The sequence below is a fragment of the Pedobacter gandavensis genome (assembly GCF_014172405.1).
GTDB lineage: Bacteria > Bacteroidota > Bacteroidia > Sphingobacteriales > Sphingobacteriaceae > Pedobacter > Pedobacter gandavensis.
Genome location: NZ_WNXC01000006.1, coordinates 331,066 through 352,419, shown reverse-complemented (window position 1 = coordinate 352,419; position 21,354 = coordinate 331,066). Strand labels below are relative to the sequence as shown.

Below are 21,354 nucleotides of genomic sequence, written 5' to 3'. Positions count from 1 at the left end.
ACTGAATGGATTCCGATGGACAACAAACTAGATGATGGAAATCTATACGTCGGAAACGCAAAAGGGATTGCTACTTCCACACTTAAAACCGCAGTTCCATTGAGTGGATTCGGTGCAGCAGCAAAGGATGTAGAAATGGGTGGTTTCAAACTAACCGGTCTTTCGGATCCAGGGTTAGCACAAGATGCGGCGACTAAAGCCTATGTTGATTCTAAAACTTCGAAAACACCTCAACAGCCAACAGTACCAACAACAGCAGTTGCTGGTGATACTTATTACAATACCACAGATCAGCATTTATATGTTTACAATGGAACTGAATGGATTCCGATGGACAACAAACTAGATGATGGAAATCTATACGTCGGAAACGCAAAAGGGATTGCTACTTCCACACTTAAAACCGCAGTTCCATTGAGTGGATTCGGTGCAGCAGTAAAAGATGTAGAAATGGGAGGGTTCAAATTAACCGGTCTTTCGGATCCAGGATTAGCGCAAGATGCGGCCACTAAAGCTTATGTAGATTCCAAAACAGTTAAAACACCTCAACAGCCAACAGCACCAACAACAGCTGTTGCCGGTGATACTTATTACAATACCACAGACCAGCATTTGTACGTGTACAATGGCACCGAATGGATTCCGATGGACAATAAACTGGATGAGGGAAATCTATATGTAGGAAACGCAAAAGGAATTGCCACTTCAACCCTTAAAACAGCAGTACCATTAAGTGGATTTGCAGCCGCAGTAAAGGATGTCGAAATGGGCGGTTTTAAAATTACCAACCTTGCTGATCCACAGAATGAATCCGATGCGGTCAATAAAAAAGCACTTGATGCAGGCTTAGCCGCTGCTTCAGCTGCTGCAAAAGATAACCTGGGTAACCATACTGCCGTGGAGAATATCAAGCTTGGTGCTTATGCAATTAGTGCAGATGGTGGAGCAGGCAAAGGATTAACTGTTGAAGCAGACGGAAGTGTGATTTTTGCGCAAAGCGCGACCATACGTCAGAACTTTTACACCCCATCAGACCGCAGGTTAAAAGACCATATCGAAACGTTAAGCTCAACACTTCAAAAGATCGATCAGATCAGGGGAGTAAGGTTCGAATATAAAGACCAGACTAAATACGCAACAGGTCCGAAGATCGGAGTTATCGCTCAGGAATTACAAAAGGTATATCCTGAAATGGTGACGCAAGGAAAAGATGGTTTTCTAAAAGTAGACTACACTCAACTTACTGGAATCCTGATTCAGGCCATAAAAGAACAACAAGTAGAAATTGAGGAATTGAAAATGCGAATGAATAAACAACAAGAGCAGATCGATCAAATCCTTAAAAAATTAAAATAATTGATGATGACCATAAATCCACTTAAAAACGTACTTCTGATCACTGCCTTATCGGGCATGATGACTTTAGCTACACAGGCCCAGGATGTCAGTTTAAAGATACATTTGTCTGGGGTGGCTAAAAGCAAGATCAGTCTACTTTCTTTAACCGGTCCTTCCATTAAAACGGTAGTAGAGCATCCTTCAATTAACAAAGGAGAAACAGCAACATTGACCATTCCTAAAGCACTGTTGCCAGCAGAATTTGTATTGCGTTTTGATTTCCAGGAGCAGGAAAGTAGCAATCCTTATCCTTCAGAAAAACACATTTTTATTAATGATCAGAACCTGGAACTCTGGGCGAAACCGAAAGCGCTAACCAATCCAGATAGCACTTATTTCCAAAAGGACGAAAAGGAAAATACCTTGATGACCCGCTTCGCCATGGAGAACTTCAAGAAAAGAGAACAGTTGGGTTTATTACAAAATTTTCTGATGAATTATGATCAGCCAACGTCTAAGTTTTTCCAAATGGGAACTACAGAATATGATGGCCGACGCGAGCAATACAATAAATGGATTGCCGGGCAAACTGAACAATATAAGAGCAGTTTTGTCAGCAATACTTTCGTCTTCCAACACATCCCACCAATCGTTTGGAACGGCACAGAAAAAGACCGCTTGAACTCTGTGATTGCACATTATTTTGATGGGATGAACTTTAAAAATCCAGCCATCATCAAAACGAATGAGATCAAGGAATGGATGAATAAATACGTGAACATCTATGGCTCGATGTCGACCACAATGGAACTCCGTGATTCGCTATTTACACTTGCCGGAAAACGAGCGATTGAAAAAGCAAAACTGGGAAACCCTCAGGTTTACGGTTGGATGGTTGATTATTTCTATAACGGATTTGAAAGTTTCAACATGACTGCCGGCATTAAAATGCTGGAGCCTTACCTGAATGATCCATTGTGCCAGACGAGCAAAAGAAAAGCAATTGAGCAGCGTCTGAAAGGGATAGAGACACTAACAGTGGGTTCAGTGGCGCCTAACTTCAATTGGAAATTAGCTTCCGGTAAAAGCGTGCCTTTCCATGATTTTAAAACAGAAGCAAAATACAAGCTTGTGCTGTTTTGGTCGGCCGACTGCCAGCATTGTAAGGAGCTCATGGAGAAATTACACCCTTGGTACCAAGACCCTGTGAAAACTGAAATGATGGACGTATTTGCCATCAGTCTGGATGAAACAGAAACAGAAATCCCGGCATGGGAAAAAGCAAAACTGAAACTGAGCGCTTTCAAACATAAAAGAGCGGAACAAGGAATTAGAAGCCCGGAAGCTGCAGCCTATTTTGTGCTGTCTACGCCAACGATGGTATTGGTAGATGCCAAAACTAACAAAATTGTGGGCTTGCCGGAAACTGTAGCGCAGTTGGAAGCAGAAATGAAATAATACCGTATTACACGGATAAATCAAAAAATAATGATGAAAATAATCGCATCACTGGCTATCGGATTTCTGCTCTTAACAACTGCAGTATCGAAAGCACAATTAAAGGTGAATTCGGAAGGTCTTTTTATTCAAAATGGTACCGTATTCAGCACGGAAGGATTAACACTGGTACCAACCAACGACTGGTTTCTGAACAACCTAACCGTTAGCAAACAGCCCAATGTGGTGATTTTTCCAAAATTCAATAGCATTCAAAGGATGTACAGATTCAGCAGAGCGGTCAGCTTTGAAGGGGAGCTGGCACTTGGTTATGAAGATGTGGAACTGAATGGCAATGAAGGCAAAAATTTAGTGCTGACCTATTCGCCGATAACCAGTAACAATGCCAAAGATTTTATCCAGGTTAATGAAAGTGTGGTGAATCCGGAACAGCGGTATATCGGTCAGTTGTTTGCCAAAGCAATCCTGCTTTCAGACCTCACCGCAGTAAGTATGGCCGCTTCGGTAGCTAAACCTTATGCAGACCTGGAAGCGAACAATATGATCACCCCCAATGGGGATGGCAAAAACGATACCTGGATCGTTAAAAATATCCAGCTCTATCCAAACAATGAGTTGAGGATTTTTGACCGCGAGGGGAGAGTGGTATTTACCATGATTGGATACGACAATTCCTGGGATGGGATGTTTAACGGGATTCCCCTACAAGAGGATACCTATTATTATATCCTGACCATAGATTCCGGGAAATCTAAAAAAACAGGGTTTATTTCAATAGTAAGAGACAAATAATCATATAAAATTGATCATGATGAAATTAGTAATGCGGAGGATTTTAGTAGGTGGAGGTATAATGATGGGGCTATTTACTACAGGGCAAAATGCACTGGCTCAGATCAGACCATTGGGTACCCAGTATTATGAAAATCAATACCTCAGTAACCCGGCATTTGCTGGGATGACGGAAGGCTTAAATGTGAACATGAGTTACCGCAATCAATGGAGATCCATTCCAGGGTCGCCAGTAACTATGGCCGTAACCGGTGATTACCGCTATGAAAAAGTTGGACTAGGTCTTTCTGTTTACAATGACAATGCCGGACTTATCGGACGTACCCGCGTAATGGGAACTTATGCCTATCACCTGTCTTTAAATGGTGATAACAGAAGCCTGCATTTTGGAGTTTCTCTTGGGGTGATGAAAGAAAAACTGGACAACAATAACATTATTGCTGCACCAGATGATATTTCTGCCCAGAACTTCAATCAGCGTAAACCATTTATTGATGGTGATTTCGGAATTGCCTTTACCAACGAAAGGTTCACCCTGCAAGGTGCTTTACCCAACCTTAAAAAATTCATGCAAAAGGACGATCAGAATACCGTAGATGGTTCTACTTATTTTGTTGCCGCTTCTTATAAAATCGGTACCAGTCTGGATGTCGTTTCTATTGAACCAAAGATCAGTTTTAGAGGCGCAAAAGACATTGATAATATCTGGGACCTGGGTACAAATGTGAAGTTGGAAAACAATATTCTTTCCTTTTTAGGGATGTACCATAGCGATAAGAGCTCTACGTTTGGCGTAGGGGTAGCTTACGACAGGTACATTATTCAAGGTTATTATACCAGTCAGCTGGCTGGAGAACGCCAACGTACCGGTGGCGATTTTGAGATCAATATCAAGATTAAACTGTTTAACGAAGGAAAAAAATAAATCAAATCTATAGTATAAAAATTACCACTCATCCTATTGAAAAAGTTCCTTTATCCTGTATTGTTATTTTTACTTTTTCTTGGAAATGAGGTCTTTGCTCAACAATATTTTAGCGTTTTAAACGGAATTCCGCAGTTGGCCGTACTGGATCAAACCACCATCCAACAGCCGAAAACAGGAATGCTGGTTTACAGTAGTATTCAGCGGAAGCCCTTAATTTATAATGGTACAAATTGGGAAAATCTGTGTACCAATACCATGCAAACGGTAAGTGCCGAAGATTATTTCATGGTGAAGGAGGGGATTCCCTATTTGCCTGTGCTCAACAAAGACCCGGCAAATAGCAATAAACAAGGCACCATTTATTTTTCTTCCATCCATAAAGCAGCGATGATCTATAATGGCAATGCCTGGATAAAGATTCAAGACCTGAGTAAAAGTATATTTACACCAAGTAGTGGTTTTGAGTCAGGAACAGCAGCTCAAACTTTTAAACTCCCGATTCTACTTTCAGACCCAGCCATTATTACCATCCATACCGGTGCTTTTTACCTCAATGCCAGTTCGAAATCGATAAGGTATTTTGATGGGCTGATCTGGCAAGACTTAAAATGCGTGGCTGAAGTTTCCACCCTTGCCGTTACCGATATTAAAGGAACTACTGCTCTAGGGCATGGAGAAGTGATGAGTAATGGTGGTGCAGACATGAGCATAAGAGGCTTTTGTTGGAGCACCAATCCAAATCCAGACATCAGTTTAAATACTAAAACTGTAAGCCTGGTGACAGATGGCGGATTAGGTGATTTTACAGGAACGTTAAGCAATTTACTTCAAAACACCACCTATCATGTGCGCGCCTATGCTACCAATAGCCAGGGAACGGTATATGGTGAAGATAGAATTTTCACGACGCTTTACGACCTGCCAACTATTATTACCTTACCTGTAAATGCCATCACGAGTATCGATGCCATTAGTGGTGGGGAGATTACTGATGATGGAGGTAGCCCGGTCTCCTCCCGTGGTATCCGATGGAGCATCAAAGGAGATCCTGCCGATGATAAAGATGCAATCATGACTAACGATGGTTCAGGAGTAGGTGTTTTCCCAAGTTCCTTGGTGGGCTTATTAGGGAATACCACCTATTATGTACGGGCATATGCAGTCAATGTGATGGGTACTGCTTATGGCAATTTACTGAGCTTTACTACGCCGCCACCCGTGCCGCCAGTACTGAGCTCGGCAACGGTAACGATGACAAATATCACCGATCATTCTGCTACAGGAAAAGTCAATATCTTAAATAATGGTGGGGCAGTTATTTCTGAACGTGGGTTTTTATGGAGTACTGACCAGATCAATTGGACACATCAGGCTTCGGAAACGATTAACCCTTCAGATATCGGGATCTTTGTGTCAAACCTAAGCAACCTGCTTCCCGGAACTACCTATTATGCGAAAGGCTATGCCAGCAATAGTGCCGGGACATCCTATACTTCGGAGACCAGTTTTATTACCAATGGAAAAGCATTGATTATTACCAGTAAACCGAATGGAATAACTGGGGTATCCGCTTACAGTGGCGGTTTAATCAGCACCAATGGTGGAGCACAAATTACTGCAAGAGGGGTTTGCTGGAGTACGAATCCAATGCCAACCATAGACCTAAGCACAAAAACAGAGCAGTCGGTTGTTGGCGATGGTACCGGAAGTTTTACCAGTATGATTAAGGATTTAAGCCCGCTCAGTACTTATTACGTACGCGCCTATGCAGTAAACGATGTAGGCGTTGCTTATGGTAACGAAGAGGTATTCCAAACACCTGGTTACCCAACAGTAAACACACTTACCGTAGGTTCTTTCTTTAACAATACCGCTAAAGGTAGCGGCCAGGTTCTTACAGACGGAGGTGCAGTAGTACTTTCCCGTGGACTGGTTTGGAGTACCGCAGAAAACCCTACACTAGGCAATGCTGCAAGTAGTAACAGCGGTAGTGGTTTAGGGGTGTTTACTAGTATGGTCAGCGGTTTGGAACCGAATACGGTGTATCATTTACGGGCATACGCGACTAACGTAGTTGGCACTGTTTATGGCGCCGATAAGACTTTCACGCTCCTTCCAGGAATCCCTGAATTGAGTACACAAGCAATTTCTGCAATCACCAACAGAACGGCAACAGGAGGTGGGATTATCACCAGCAATGGCGATGCCGACATCACCGCCAGAGGGGTATATTGGAGCCAAATAGGCGATCCAGGCGATCCACAAAATCAACAGACCAGCACAACTATCAAAGATGGGTTGGGCACAGGTACTTATCAAAGTTTCCTGAGCAACCTCATGGGAAATACCCTTTACTATGTGCGTGCTTACGCAGAAAATAGGTTTGGAAAGGCTTATGGCGATCTGCTTACTTTTATTTCAGGACCGGTACAACCTCCGGTTTTAACAAACAATACCATCGCAGTAAAGGACATTGCCGATACCAAAGCAATGGTTCAGGTTTGGATTCAGGACAATGGGGGTGCTCCAATCATCTCCAAAGGAATTGCCTTCAGTACAGATCGGCTGAATTATCAACACCAGGAATCGGCGATAACTAATCCCGACGATATTGGGGAGTTTAATGTGCAACTGGCAGGGTTATTACCAGGCACAGTTTACTATGTGAAAGGTTATGCAAGCAATAGCGCCGGGACTACTTATAGCAAAGAACTGAGTTTCACTACCCCACTTTACATCAGCTTAAACACTTCAGAAATTACGGAGCTGACTAGTGTTAGTGCCAGCACAGGAGGTAAAATTGTAAACCCTGGTAGTTCAGCAATCACCTTCAGAGGTGTTGCCTGGGGGACAGGACCAAACCCAACTATTGCAGATCAGGTGATCCCAAATGAAGGCAATGAACTAAGTTTTGTCAGTTACCTGAAGGGCTTAACCGGTAGTACCACTTATTATGTTCGTGCATATGCAGGAAATGCAGGAGCAATAGTTTACGGAAATCAAGAAATTTTTAGAACCGCTCCGGCAATATTACCGGAAATCAAGACGCTGAAAATAGAAAATATTGGCGGAGTAACCGCTACGAGCATTGCGGAAGTGATCAATGATGGTGGAAGCCCTGTCACTTCAAGAGGGATTTGCTGGAACACCACTGGTGATCCGGAAATCACAGATGAAGCCCAAGAAAGCGGTCAGGGGACAGGGGTTTTTTCTACGCAAATTAAAAACTTAAGTCCTTTAACAAAATACTATGTCCGTGCTTATGCCATCAATGATATCGGTGTGGTTTATGGAAATGAATTGAGCTTTACCACTGCTACTATCGCTACTTTAAGCACTTTGCCAGCCAGTTTAATTACCGCCAATACGGCAAGTAGTGGTGGTCATATCAGTGCCGATGGTGGAACACCAGTACTTCAAAGCGGTATTTGTTGGAGCACCACAGGGATGCCAACTACGGCAGATGCACATACGGATGGTGGTTTGGGAATCGGAAGCTTTGTTCATGGTTTAACCGATTTACTGGGAAATACAACTTATTATATCCGCGCATACGCGATGAATAGCGCGGGGATTGCCTATGGCGATGTGCAACAGTTTGTAACGTCACCGCCAGTATTGGCTACCCTGAGCACAACAATTGCAAGCAGCGGATCTAAAGGAATTACCGGAACCAGTGGTGGTAAGATCTCCAGCAATGGTGGCGCAGTGATTAGCGATCGTGGTTTGGTATGGAGCACCATTAAAGGTTTTGATCCGGAAGCTTCAACCACCAATAGAATAAATTCATCTGGAGCGGGTAATTTCTCAATGACCATGACTGCCTTATTGCCAGGTACGATATATTATGTGAGGGCATTTGCCTCCAATAGTGCCGGTACTGCTTATGCGGTAAATGAATTACAATTTACCACTTTCGATGTGCCTGAGTTGAGCACCAATGCCATCGCATTAAATAGCATTACCAGCATGATGGCTATCGGCGGCGGAACAATGATCAACAATGGAGGTACTGAGGTAACCAGCAGCGGAATTTGTTGGAGTACTTCGCCACAGCCAACCATTAATGAACAACATAGCAGTAACAACGCAGGAACCGGAGTTTTCAGCCTTGCGATCAATGGCCTTTTAGGCAATACCACTTATCAGGTAAGGGCGTATGCGATCAATAGTGTCGGTATTGCTTATGGTGCAGTGCAAACCTTTAAAACACAGCCCGCTATTTTGGCCACATTGAGTACCAATCCGGCGATTTTGACTTCGGCAAGTACCGCCACTGTTGGTGGTACGATTTTAAGCAATGGTGGAGCCTTAGTGACCACAAGAGGGTTTGTTTGGAGCACTGATGCGAACTTTAATCCCGATACCATCACCGAGAATAAAACCATTGAAACAGGTGATTTTACCGGCAGCTTTAGTACCAAATTAACCGGATTAGCAGAACATAGTGTCTATTATGTACGCGCTTATATAGTGAATAGTGCAGGTACTACCTATGGCAATATCGTTAGTTTTATTACCCCTCAGAAACCAGTACTGACCACCACTTATGCCATCGCTACCGGAAGTACAGTTGCAAAGGCTGGGGCAGAAATTAACAATGACGGAGGTTCAGCTATTGCTGCCCGGGGGATGGTCTGGAGTTTAAATCCAGTGTTCAATGCAGATACGATTACGGTTAATAAAACATATCATGGCGGCGGTAATGGTGCTTTTGAAAGTAACCTTAACCAGCTAAAAGCAAATACTACTTATTACGTTCAGGCTTACGCCACAAATGCTGCGGGCACCAGTTATGGTAACCTATTGAGCTTTAAAACTGACCCACCCGTATTGGCTACGCTAAGTACAAAAGCAACAACTGGAACTACCGGGTTTTCGACAATTACCGGAGGGAATATTTCAAATGATGGTGGTGCAGAAACCACTACCAGAGGTATGGTATGGAGTACCCAGGCTGGGTTCAGACCGGATACCATAAGTCAGCAAAAAACAGTTCAACCAGGTGTTGGCATAGGAGGTTTCTCTAGTGTCATTACCGGTTTGAAAGCAGGAACCACTTATTATATACGCGCTTATGTAAACAACAGTGTCGGTACCGCTTATGGAAATGAACTGAGCTTTATTACACCGATTCGCCCAACATTGACCACGATTCCTGTTGCAGTTTCTTCTGCCGGAATTACTGCTGTTGGTGGTGGTACCATAATTTCTGATGGGGCAGCAACGATCATCAACCAAGGAGTGGTATGGAGTACCCTGCCGAACCCGATGCTGGGCACAGCTAATGAAACCAGTTATGATATGGGTAATGGGAGTACGTTTAGAAGTACGCTGATTAAATTAGAACCGACTACCCTTTATTATGTACGTGCTTATGCGAGCAATAGTGAGGGTACAGCTTATGGAAATGAGTTGACCTTTACCACCCCGGCAGTTTTACCGACGATAACAACCAGTTACATTACGCCTTCTTCTAAAACCAGCGCAACTACAGGTGGCCAGATCACTAAGGATGGCGGGGCTGCAATCACTAACCGCGGAGTTGTATGGAGTACCGACAAGAACTTTAATCCAGATACGGAATTGTTAAACAGAACCAATGATGGCCAGGGAATAGGCAGTTTTAACAGTGAAGTTACCGGTTTAAAAATGAGTATCGCTTACTATGTTCGTGCCTATGCCCAGAATGCTGCGGGAACCGCTTATGGCAACCAGGTAAAGGTTACTTTATTCCCAACAGCACCAGTTTTAAATACCGAAGAAGTGACCTCATTGGGTGGTTTTTCTGCCACAAGTGGTGGAACAATTACCAGTGATGGCGGTGCCGATGTGATCCAGAAAGGATTGGTTTGGAGCATAAAAACAAACCCAACCATTTATGATAACATCTCTTACCATTGGTATGGTATGGATCCATTTATCTCCACCATGACTGGTTTAACGCCAAACATCTTGTACTATGTTCGTGCTTATGCACAGAACAATATCGGTGTTGCTTATGGCGTGGAACGCAGCTTCCTGACCAATGCTTTTCCTACTTTATCAGTGACCACAGCGGTTACCAATATCAATGCCACAACGGCGACTAGTGGTGGTGACATTACTGACGATGGTAGGACACCAATCCTGGCAAGAGGCTTAACCTGGAATACAACCGGTAATCCGACTTTGGAATCTAGTGCTAAAACTGTCGACAATACCACTGTCGGAATCGGGAAATTCACTTCACATATTAGCGGACTTATCGATAATACTACGTATTATATTCGTGCTTATGCGACCAATGCGGTAGGAACAACTTACGGTAGTCAGGTTTCCGCAACCACCTTACCGGTGACTTTACCAACCATCCAGACCAGCAGCGCTACAGAAATCAAGAGTAGCTCTGCAGTTTCCGGAGGTCACATTACAGACGATGGTGGCATGTCGGTTACGGAACGTGGAATTTGCTGGAGTACCAACCCTGATCCAACTACAGCCTTGATCACGAAATTGAAAGATACGAACGCTGGTACCGGTGGTTTTGCCATAAAATTTGACGGATTAACCAGCGGTACAACTTATTATGTACGTGCTTATGCCGTCAATATAAAGGGCACTGCTTACGGAGATCAGCAACAATTTACAACCGCCATGTTGCTTCCAGTGATCAGTAAAGTTCAAATTGATGAAATGACCAGCACTACGGCGAAGGTAAGTGCAGAAATTATTTCGGACGGTGGTGATGTCATTTCTGCAAGTGGATTGGTATGGAATACTACTGGCAATCCGGAGGTCGGAATCGATCAAATGATCCCTGGAGAGCTTAAAAAAGGAACTTTCAGCAGGGTAGTAGCAGGATTGGAAGAAGGTCCGGTTTATTATATCCGTGCATTTGCAATCAATAGTGTTGGGACCGTTTATAGCGATGAGGTCAATACTTTTAAGGTGTGTCCGCCTAGCTTTACCGTCATGCACGTTGCAGGGTTAAATGGAGCGCCAGTAACCAAAACGGTCACTTATAACGTGGTGAGCAGCAACCTTTCCGGCTCCGCAAAATGTTGGATTACTCAAAATCTAGGTGCCGATCAACCAGCCAATGCCGCTAATGATGGAAGAGAATCTTCTTCCGGTTGGTATTGGCAGTTCGATAATATGCAAGGCTATAAGAATAAGGCTGCAGTAAGAACACCTGCTACCGTATGGCAAATAGGAAAACGTGATGCCGCAGATTGGCAGGCAATTAATGACCCATGTCGACTGCTTTTAGGATCAGGTTGGCGTTTGCCTACCGGCACAGAATGGAGCAAAACGGGGGACGGTCCAAAAAAATGGATCGGTCTGAATGATGCTTACCAATCAGAATTGAAGCTTCATGGCGCAGGGGTAATTATGATAAATTCGGGAGGGATGGATCGCTTTGGAAGAGAACATTATTTCTGGAGTAGCAGTGCCGAAGGCGCAACTTATGGGAATAGCCGATATGCTACAGTAGGTATCTCAGGTATGCTTGCCATTGATAAAGGTTATGGTGCTTCGGTACGCTGTCTGCTGGAAACGCCAACGCAGCAAAGCCCTTCAGTAAGTAATGTAGTCATCTCTGCAATGACCAATAATCAAACGGACGCCACAGCAGGTGTAACCTTAGATGGTGGAAGTCCGGTAACAGACAGAGGTTTGGTTTGGAATACGACAGGTATGCCAACTTTCTCAGATCATGTGATCCCTTCTGGCCAGGGTGTTGGTTCTTTCAAAAGTACCTTATCCAGTTTGTCGGAAGGTGTCGATTACTTTGTTCGTGCTTATGCAACCAATAAAATAGGAACAACTTATAGCCTGGTGGAGACCAAGTTTAGGTTATGCCCACCTAGTTTTACAGTCGCGCATATTGCAGGTGTAAATGGTGCACCAGTATCAAAAACAGTCACTTATAACGTGGTGAGTAGCGACCTCTCTGGAGGGCCAAGATGTTGGATTACTCAAAATCTGGGTGCCGATCAGCCTGCAAATTCTGCAACGGATGCCAGAGAATCTTCTTCAGGCTGGTATTTCCAATTCGATAAAATTCAAGGTTATAAATCAGATGGTGCAGTAAGAACCCCTGCTACTTGGGAAATAGGGAAACGAGATGCGGCGGATTGGCAAGCAGTAAATGACCCTTGTCGACTACTATTAGGCTCAGGCTGGCGTTTGCCAACCGGTACAGAATGGTCTAATGTTGGGGAGGGTACGAAAAAATGGCTTGGCTTGAACGAAGCTTACCAATCAGAATTGAAGCTTCATGCCGCAGGTGCAATTCTAACGACCACACAAAGTTTAGATCGCTTTGGAAGAGAATACTATTTCTGGAGTAGCAGTGCAGCAGGTGCAACACTTGGTAATTCCCGCTATGCTACGGTAAACCTTTCGGGCATGATTGTCCTGGATAAAGGTTTTGGTTTCTCGGTACGCTGCCTAATGGAAGCGCCAATTTTGGAAGCCCCTTCAATAAGTAATGTAGTGATCTCTGCGATGACCACCAATCAAGCGGACGCCACATCAGTGATTACCTTAGATGGTGGTACCCCGGTAACGGCCAGAGGCTTGGTTTGGAATACGACAGGTATGCCAACATTCGCAGATCATGTGATTCCTTCTGGCCAAGGGGTTGGTTCTTTCAAGAATACCTTATCCGGTTTGTCTGAAGGTGTCGATTACTTTGTTCGTGCCTATGCAACCAATAAACTAGGGACAACTTATAGCCCGATGGAGACCAAATTTAGGTTATGCCCAGCTAGTTTTACAGTCGCGCATATTGCGGGTTTAAATGGTGCTCCAGTTACAAAAACAGTGACCTATAATGTGGTGAGCAGCGACCTCTCTGGAGCGTCAAGATGCTGGATTACTCAAAATCTGGGTGCAGATCAACCTGCAAGTTCTCCTACTGATGCCAGAGAATCATCTTCAGGCTGGTATTTTCAATTCGATAGAATTCAAGGATATAAATCAGATGGTCTGGTAAGAACACCTGCTACTACTTGGGAAACAGGGAAACGAGATGCTGCAGATTGGCAAGCCGTCAACGATCCATGTCGATTACTATTAGGCTCAGGCTGGCGTTTGCCAACCGGTACAGAATGGACTAATGCTGGAGATGTTATGGCAAAATGGCTTGGCTTTAAGGATGCCTACCAATCAGAATTAAAATTGCATGCCGCAGGTGTAATTATGATTACCACCCTTAGTTTAGATCGCTTTGGAAGCGAATACTATTTCTGGAGTAGCACTGCTGCAGGTGCAACACTTGGTAATGGCCGCTATGCTACGGTAAATCGTTCTGGCATGATTGCCTTGGATAAAGGTTATGGTAATTCGGTGCGTTGTATAATGGAAAACCCAATTATATCTAGCCCTACAATAAGTAATGCATTGGTTGTTTCCATGGCAACTAGCCAGGCAGAGGTAACTGCAGGAGTTGCATTAGATGGCGGAAGCCCGGTAACCGCCAGAGGTTTGGTTTGGAATACGACTGGAATGCCAACATTGGCAGATCAAGTGGTGGCTTCCGGAACGGGAGTAGGTGCTTTTAAGCAGACGCTAACCGGATTATCCGAAAACCTCACTTATTTTGTTCGTGCTTATGCAACCAATGAATTAGGTACAGTATACAGTGGCAGTCATACTGTTCTCAGGTTATGCCCTTCTTTTACCATTCAACATATTGCAGGAATCAATGGTGCTCCGGTCACTAAAACGGTTACTTATAATGCCTTAAGTACAGATTTGTCTGGCGAAAGAAAATGCTGGATTACACAAAATCTTGGAGCTGATAGAGCTGCTATAAGTGCAACAGACGATACCGAAAGTTCAGCAGGTTGGTATTGGCAGTTCAATAGACTTCAAGGGTATCAATCAGCGGCGAATGGAAGAACGCCAAACACGACATGGAATACGAGTATTACAGAGAATGCCGACTGGACTTCAGCCAATGACCCTTGTGTGCAGCAATTAGGTTCAGGATGGAGAATGCCAACCATGACTGAATGGACGAATGCCAAAATAAAAACCAATTGGAAAAACGTTTATGATGCTTATAATTCTGATTTGAAATTACACGCAGCGGGCTTCTTGCATTATCAGAACGGGGGAATTAATCGTCGTGGAACAGAGGGCTATTTCTGGGCCACTACACAAAGTACGCCTTCATTGGGAGGGAACATTTACTTTGCCGGCACTGTGAGTGATGTTGCCTATTTCGATAAAATTTATGCCTGGTCAGTAAGGTGCCTTAGAGGAGCAGTAGTAAACTCAGTGCCAACGGTAAGTAAGGTGGTGATTCCGGCAGCAATGGTACTTCAAGGTAATGCGCAGAGTAAAGGCGTGATCATGAATGATGGTGGGATGCCTTTAAAAGCAAAAGGTTTTGTTTGGAACAGTACAGGTAACCCGGATTTGAAAGATCAAGTGATTGCTGTAAATGATGCCAGCTATGATATGACGGCTAGTTTAACTGGATTGAAGGAAGGAACTACGTATTATGTACGCGCTTTTGCGACCAATGATTTAGGTACGGCTTATAGTCCGGAAGTGACCAGTTTTGAAATTTGTCCAACTACATTTACCGCATTTCATGAGGCAGGGATAAACGGTGCACCAACAAGTAAAACCATTATTTACCCAATTGTCAACAGCGACGCTTCGGGAACCGCAAAATGCTGGATCGGCCAGAATCTTGGCGCTACAAAACAGGCCACTGGCTTAACGGATGGAACAGAAGCCGCTTTTGGTTGGTACTGGCAGTTTAACCGATCACAGGGCTTTGAATATAATGGCGGACGAACGCCGGCGAGCACATGGAATGCTATAAATACAGAAAACAGCGACTGGACTGTAGGAAATGATCCTTGTAGCTTATTGCTTGGTGCCGGTTGGCGGATGCCTACCCAAACGGAATGGGCAAATACGACTTCTGGAACTCAGAACTGGAAGACCGATGCAGATGCTTATAATTCTAGTTTAAAATTACATAAGACCGGGTTTTTGGCAGACTTAAACGGAACATCTGGCGGACGTGGGGTTTCCGGTTTTTACTGGAGTAGTACCCAAAATAAAACTGCGAATAGTACCGCTTGGTATCTGGCCCTGGAAAATAATAAAACAGAAACTATAGGTAGTGGAACTAAGCCTTCGGCACTGCCAGTTCGGTGCTTGAGAGATCAAATTATAGAATCCATACCCAGCGTTAATAAGGTGTCTTTTTCTAGTCTGAGCACAAGTTCTGTGGAGGTAAAAGCAATTGCATTATCGGATGGAACGCTCCAAATTACAGACCGTGGTTTTGTTTGGAATACAACTGGAAAACCAACGATGAACGACCATCTAGTTAGCAATGGAAATGGCATCGGCCCATTCAATAACACGATTTCCGGATGGCTAAAAGACCAGGATTATTACTTACGTGCATATGCCACTAATGCTAAAGGAACAGCCTATAGTGAGGTAGATACTAAAATTAACCTGGGCTGTGTTCCAATCACCATTAGCCATCAGGCAGGGGTAAATGGAGCCCCGGTTAGTAAAACGGTGACTTATAAAACCTGGGAAGACCTTGACGGATCTGCTAAATGTTGGTTAAGTCAAAATCTGGGTGCGGATCAGCAAGCAACCGGATTAACAGATGTAACAGAAACGAATGTTGGTTGGTATTGGGCATTTAACCGGTCCCAGGCTTTTCAGCATACTGCCGGTCTGAGAACACCCGCAAGCCAATGGGTATCTGTAAATGCTGAAAACAGCGATTGGTTGCCAGCCAATGATCCTTGCACCATGATGCTTGGCGTAGTATGGCGTATGCCCACCGCAACGGAGTGGAGCATAGTAGCTCCTAGGTTCTTACAATTGAAATTAAATCAAGCCGGCTTTTTAGCCGATGCAAATGGTAACTCTGGTGGACGCGGCGTTTCGGCCTTTTACTGGAGTAGTACACAAAATACTGCAAATACAGCAATAGGGCTTTATATGTCGGCTGCCGCTGGTTCGGCGCAAGTCTTATCCGCTGGTACTAAACCTTCAGGTTTGCCAATCCGCTGTTTAAAAAATTAGATTAAAATGAAGAAAGATAATTAGAAGTAATACTACTTTAAGCGCATGATATTCTATGGAGTCATTTATGAAGCCCTTGCGTGATTTACCTTTTTTTGTTGCGGTTAATACTTTATTTAATAAGAAAATTACGTGTTTTTAGGGTTATTGTCTGTTATAGTGATTTTGGAAGATGGACTTTACTAATTCCTTATTAAATTTAGTAAAGATCAAAAAATATGAAACTCGGAAACGCCCTAAGAATTCAAAGAGTTATGAAAGGCTATACGCAGGAGTACATGGCAGAAATGCTTAATATTTCTCAAAATTCTTACTCTAAGTTAGAAAGAGGGCATACCATGCTGACCGTAAAGCGACTTTATGAAGTGGCTGAAATTTTGGGGATTTCTATTCAGGACATCCTGCCGGAGGAAAAATCTGATCGTTCAGAAAAGATTTAGTTCAGTTCATTTTAGCAAATGATAAAATTGATCTGCTAAAATGAACTTGGCTATTTTATAAGGTCATTTGCCAATAGCTGACATCTATCCATTTATTGAATTTGTAGCCAATTTGGCTTAAGTGTGCCACCTTACTGAAGCCAAGGCGTTCATGCATTCTCGTGCTTTTTTCATTGGGCATCAGGATACCGGCTACAATAGAATGAATTTTTAACTCGCGCAGTTCCTCAATCAATTTCTTGTAGAGAGCGGTACCTGTTCCTTTATCAATGGCTTCCGGATCTAAGTAAATCGCACTACTCACAGTAAAGCGATAAGCAGGGTTTTCTTTCCATGCCGTAGCGTAAGTGAAGCCCAGGACTTTTCCTTCTTTCTCATACACAAGGCATGGGAATTTGGAAAGAACAGGCGCTAATTTATCCGCAAATTCTTGCGCAGTCAAGGCTACTTCGTCAAAAGTAAGTAGCGTATTTTCCACATAGTGATTGTAGATCTCCCTCATCGGGTTAAGATCTGATGGTTTAAACTGCCGGATCATTTTAAGGAAATTGTTGGTTTGATGCTGGGATCAAAGGTACATAATTTATTTTACTGCGGCCGCCTCATTGATCTGATGAATGATAAGGTCCAGGTTGATAGCGCTTTGTCTAAGGTATTTTATCAATTCCTGTTGTTCCATTGCATTCTTTTCTTCCATTAGCAATTCAGATAAGGCGAGAATAGAGGCCACTGGCTTTCGTATTTCATGGGAATTAAACCAGGAAACAGCCTTCAATTTCCGATGCTGCTGAACAATCAGGTCTTCCCGATGCTTACTGTCGTCGATGTTATTCTCTACGGAAAGGAAGCCTTCCAGTCCGCCCTCAACATTGAACATCGGGGAAATATTAAATTGCGACCAATACGCTTTTCCTCCTTTCGCATAATTGATCAGCTGTCCACTAAAGAACTCTTTATTTTCAAGGGCTGTTGTCAATTTATTTACGATTTCCAGGTCAGTTTTTGGACCATACAAAAGGTCAGCATGAGTTTTTCCCAAAGCTTCCTGCATGGTATATCCGGTAATGTTCACAAAGGCACGGTTTACCCAGGTAATATTTCCGGAAGGGTCAGACATGATGATCAGATTATTCATCTTATCGACGATCTCCGCCATCCTTTTTTTATCCGCTTCCGCAATTCTGACTCTTTCCTTCTTGATCAGGTAATGTAACAGAAATCCGGTGGCCATAATGTAAACGATTCCCTTTAGGGAAGCTGTAAAGTTGCTTACCCGCGGGCTAAAATTTGAAGTCAAGGAAGCCAGGAGGTAGTCGCTAGACGTGATCCATAAAACACCAACTACGATATAAATGATAGGAATTCTATAGTTTCTTGTCTTCAAACTGCTGATGTTGCTTTAGAATAAATTAGGATAACCCACTCAGCTGCAAATGTATTAAAAAAATGAAACTCGAGTTAAAATTATGATAATCTTATTTAATAATAGAAAGTAAAACCGCTCGTCAACATGGAATAGCCACTGGTCAATAATATTTCTGCATCGCTGGAATCCTGACGTTCTTCGCCGAATAATATTATTAATCATTGATACAGAAAAACATGATGAGATTTTTTAATTACGGACTTTTACTATTTATGCTATTGATCAGTATGGAAAGCCAAGCCCAGGAAATGTCAGGACTAAGGTTGAAAGCAGAATACATTCCTATGTCCAGGTATATACCTAAAGATGGTGCAGAGAAAACGGAGCAGAAAAGCGACATGAGGAGATTGGAAGGAGCTATTGGCATTCCTTTATCGGTAAAAGTAGATTCCCTGGGAAGACCCAAAGTTTGGGCAGTCACGCTTGGAGGCTCCTATGCGAAGATTAAAAACCAGAATTATGAAGTGCAGTTGTTTCCGGATGAGTTGCTGAATGCAAGTGTTGGCCTGATGCACCTTCGTCCATTGAGCAAAAGCTGGAACATGTTGTTTATGGCATCGGCCGGCGTTTATACGGATACGAAAGGGATCTCTTCCCAGGATATTCTGATCATGGGTGGCGTGATTTTTATCAAGCAGTTTAATCCCAATCTGGCATTGGGTGTAGGGCCGGTAGTATCCAATACTTTTGGAGTGCCCATGGTGCTTCCTGCCATCTTCCTAAACTGGAAAACCAATGGTAAATTCCAGGTGATGATCAACTTCCCGGAGAAGGTAGAGCTGGCCTTTAAAGCCAATGAAGGGATTAAACTGAAAGCGGTGGCAGAAGTGAGTTCTATGACTGCAGATGTAGGTCGAAAAGACAAAGCATTTTTATCTTACCTGCAAGTGATTTCCGGATTCCAACCAGAATTCAAATTAAACAAATCATTGAGTTTACAACTTACGGCAGGGGCCTCCTTGTACCGTTCTATGGACTTTACCAGTAGGAAATTAAAAGATTTTTTCAAGGAGAAGCAGGACGAAAATCCACCACATTTTGAGACCACAGCTTATGGAGCTATTGGCCTCAAATGGAATTTTGGAAAACGTTAACGGCTGATGAGTTTATTGTAAACGACCTCTTTTAATAAATCCTCCCTCCGGTGTCGGGAAATTGGTAGCTCATGGTCGCCAATGAAAATTCTTCCTCCCGACACTACATCAATTTTAGAGATATTGACCAGATAAGATTTATGGATCCTGAAAAAATGATCACTGGGCAATATCTCTTCTAAAGAGACTAAAGTTTGATGAATGATCAGCTCCTGATCTTTAAATTTTAGTCTTGCATAATTCTGCATTCCCTCCACATACAAAATATCCGCCCATTGGATCTTTTTGAAACTATCTTTCTGACGTACAAATAAATATGGATCCATGGCTTGTGGCTGCTTTTGTTGGTGCTGGAATTGATGCATTTGCCTGGCTTTAGTAGCGGCCTGATGGAATCGCTGAAAGGTGATGGGCTTGAGTAGGTAATCTACAATTTGTAAGCGATACCCTTCCAGGGCATGCTCGGAATAGGCTGTTGTAAATATGGTTAGAGGTGGATTTTCCATGGATTCTAACAACTCTAAGCCTGATAAATAAGGCATATTGATATCCAGAAATAACAGGTCTACCTGGTTTTTATGAATGAAATCAGAAGCTTCCATGGCCGTTCCGCAAGAACCTGCAAGTTGCAGGAAATCTACCTGATCTATAAAATCTATGATTCCCGTGCGGGCAATGGGCTCGTCGTCCACGACCAAGCATTGCAATGGCAATTCCGTGATGTGCTTAGTAACCGACATAATTTACTTTTTGGTCTAAATGAATAACTAAAACAACTTTAAAATGGGTATCGCTTCGCGTGACCTGTAGGTCATGCTGACCCGGATAAAGAATCTGTAAACGTTGTTTAACATTTTCCAGGCCAAGACCACTACTTTCGTTTTTTCTTGCAGGTTTTGGAGAGTTTGAATTCTCAATACTAAAAGTTAACAACTCATTTTCCTGGTTTAAAGACAAGCGGACGAATCCTTTTTCCGAAGGTAAACGGGAAACGTGTTTAAAGGCGTTCTCTACAAACGGAACGAGCAAAAGCGGGACAATGTCCCGCTTTCCATTCGTAATACTCCATATACAATCTACCTGCAGTTCATCTCCCCATCGGATTTTCTCTACAGCAACCAGGTTCTTTAAATAGGTAACTTCTTTTTCCAGTGTGATGGTTTCCCGGTTACACTCGTACAACTGATAGCGGAGGATTTCTGAGAATTTAACCAGTAAGGTTGAGGCCAGATCCACATCTTTTTTCATAAGTATATGTAGGTGATTCAGCACATTAAACATCAAATGCGGATTAATCTGATCCTGTAAAATTCTCAGCTGTGCTTCCAGGTGCGCCTGCTGTAACAAAGTATGCTTTTGTGCCATTTTATAGTGCTCCTGGTAAAATTGAAAACCACAGGTGGAGCCAATAATGAGTAAAGCAGAAGGTATGGTCCTTAAAAATACAACCAGGAAATCTTTGTTCTGCTCTAGCTGCGTTTCATTATCATATGGGGTTCCATGGATGGTAAGCCAATAAGTACCATAGAATACTGCAGCAATTGCTGCAGTTAAAACCGTGGTTGCCGCAAAACTTTGCAGTACAAAAACCTGCATAGTCCCTTTCTTCAAAGCAATAGGCAAAAGCACATTACTTAAGGTATGCGCAATGATTGCAGCGCATAAAACGATCAGTGCAGGTGGGCCAATAACATTGAGGGACGGGTAATCCGTTCTCAATTGAGACCATAAGGTGACGCCCAACATGATCCAAAAGGCAGAGATGAAAACAAGTGGTTTATTTAAATGGAATTTTTTCATTACGAGGAGGATATA

The 21,354-nt window shown here is 43.1% G+C and carries 11 protein-coding genes; 7 read left to right on the top strand and 4 right to left on the bottom strand.

Going from position 1 to position 21,354, the window contains the following annotated elements; translation table 11 throughout:
- From GM920_RS17240 to GM920_RS17215, 6 genes are all read left to right on the top strand, one after another.
- Positions 1-1,356: tail fiber domain-containing protein (locus GM920_RS17240; protein ID WP_235964567.1), on the top strand; the 1,356-nt coding region annotated here is incomplete at its 5' end.
- A 3-nt stretch (positions 1,357-1,359) separates the two neighbouring features.
- Entirely contained in the window at positions 1,360-2,796 is a 1,437-nt protein-coding gene (locus GM920_RS17235) for a TlpA family protein disulfide reductase (RefSeq protein ID WP_182959766.1), read from the top strand.
- 30 nt (positions 2,797-2,826) lie between these two features.
- The gene (locus tag GM920_RS17230; RefSeq protein WP_182959764.1) at positions 2,827-3,588 is read left to right on the top strand and encodes a gliding motility-associated C-terminal domain-containing protein; all 762 of its coding nucleotides are present in this window, start codon (positions 2,827-2,829) and stop codon (positions 3,586-3,588) included.
- Between the two features lie 16 nt (positions 3,589-3,604).
- Positions 3,605-4,513: a PorP/SprF family type IX secretion system membrane protein gene (locus GM920_RS17225; protein WP_235964566.1), complete on the top strand. Its 909-nt coding sequence runs from the start codon at positions 3,605-3,607 to the stop codon at positions 4,511-4,513.
- 36 nt (positions 4,514-4,549) lie between these two features.
- Positions 4,550-16,579: a fibrobacter succinogenes major paralogous domain-containing protein gene (locus GM920_RS17220; RefSeq protein ID WP_182959762.1), complete on the top strand. Its 12,030-nt coding sequence runs from the start codon at positions 4,550-4,552 to the stop codon at positions 16,577-16,579.
- 218 nt (positions 16,580-16,797) lie between these two features.
- Positions 16,798-17,019 (top strand): helix-turn-helix domain-containing protein, encoded by a 222-nt coding sequence (locus GM920_RS17215; RefSeq protein WP_182959760.1) that lies wholly within the window; start codon positions 16,798-16,800, stop codon positions 17,017-17,019.
- Between the two features lie 55 nt (positions 17,020-17,074).
- On the opposite strand, the gene GM920_RS17210 is transcribed toward GM920_RS17215, so the two are convergent.
- Positions 17,075-17,557, bottom strand: a complete 483-nt coding sequence (locus GM920_RS17210) for a GNAT family N-acetyltransferase (protein ID WP_262891082.1) — start codon at positions 17,555-17,557, stop codon at positions 17,075-17,077.
- 45 nt (positions 17,558-17,602) lie between these two features.
- Positions 17,603-18,403, bottom strand: a complete 801-nt coding sequence (locus GM920_RS17205; protein WP_182959757.1) for a PAS domain S-box protein — start codon at positions 18,401-18,403, stop codon at positions 17,603-17,605.
- A 218-nt stretch (positions 18,404-18,621) separates the two neighbouring features.
- Here GM920_RS17205 and GM920_RS17200 point away from each other — a divergent pair, with 218 nt between their 5' ends.
- The gene (locus tag GM920_RS17200) at positions 18,622-19,539 is read left to right on the top strand and encodes a DUF6268 family outer membrane beta-barrel protein (RefSeq protein ID WP_182959755.1); all 918 of its coding nucleotides are present in this window, start codon (positions 18,622-18,624) and stop codon (positions 19,537-19,539) included.
- Here GM920_RS17200 and GM920_RS17195 read toward each other — a convergent pair.
- Both GM920_RS17195 and GM920_RS17190 read right to left on the bottom strand, forming a co-directional pair.
- Positions 19,536-20,279, bottom strand: coding sequence for a LytR/AlgR family response regulator transcription factor (locus tag GM920_RS17195; protein WP_182959753.1), 744 nt, complete (start codon positions 20,277-20,279; stop codon positions 19,536-19,538). The two genes, GM920_RS17200 and GM920_RS17195, sit on opposite strands and share 4 nt — an antisense overlap.
- Entirely contained in the window at positions 20,266-21,339 is a 1,074-nt protein-coding gene (locus GM920_RS17190; RefSeq protein ID WP_182959751.1) for a sensor histidine kinase, read from the bottom strand. The genes GM920_RS17195 and GM920_RS17190 overlap by 14 nt, the downstream gene beginning before the upstream one ends.
- Positions 21,340-21,354: the final 15 nt, after the last annotated feature.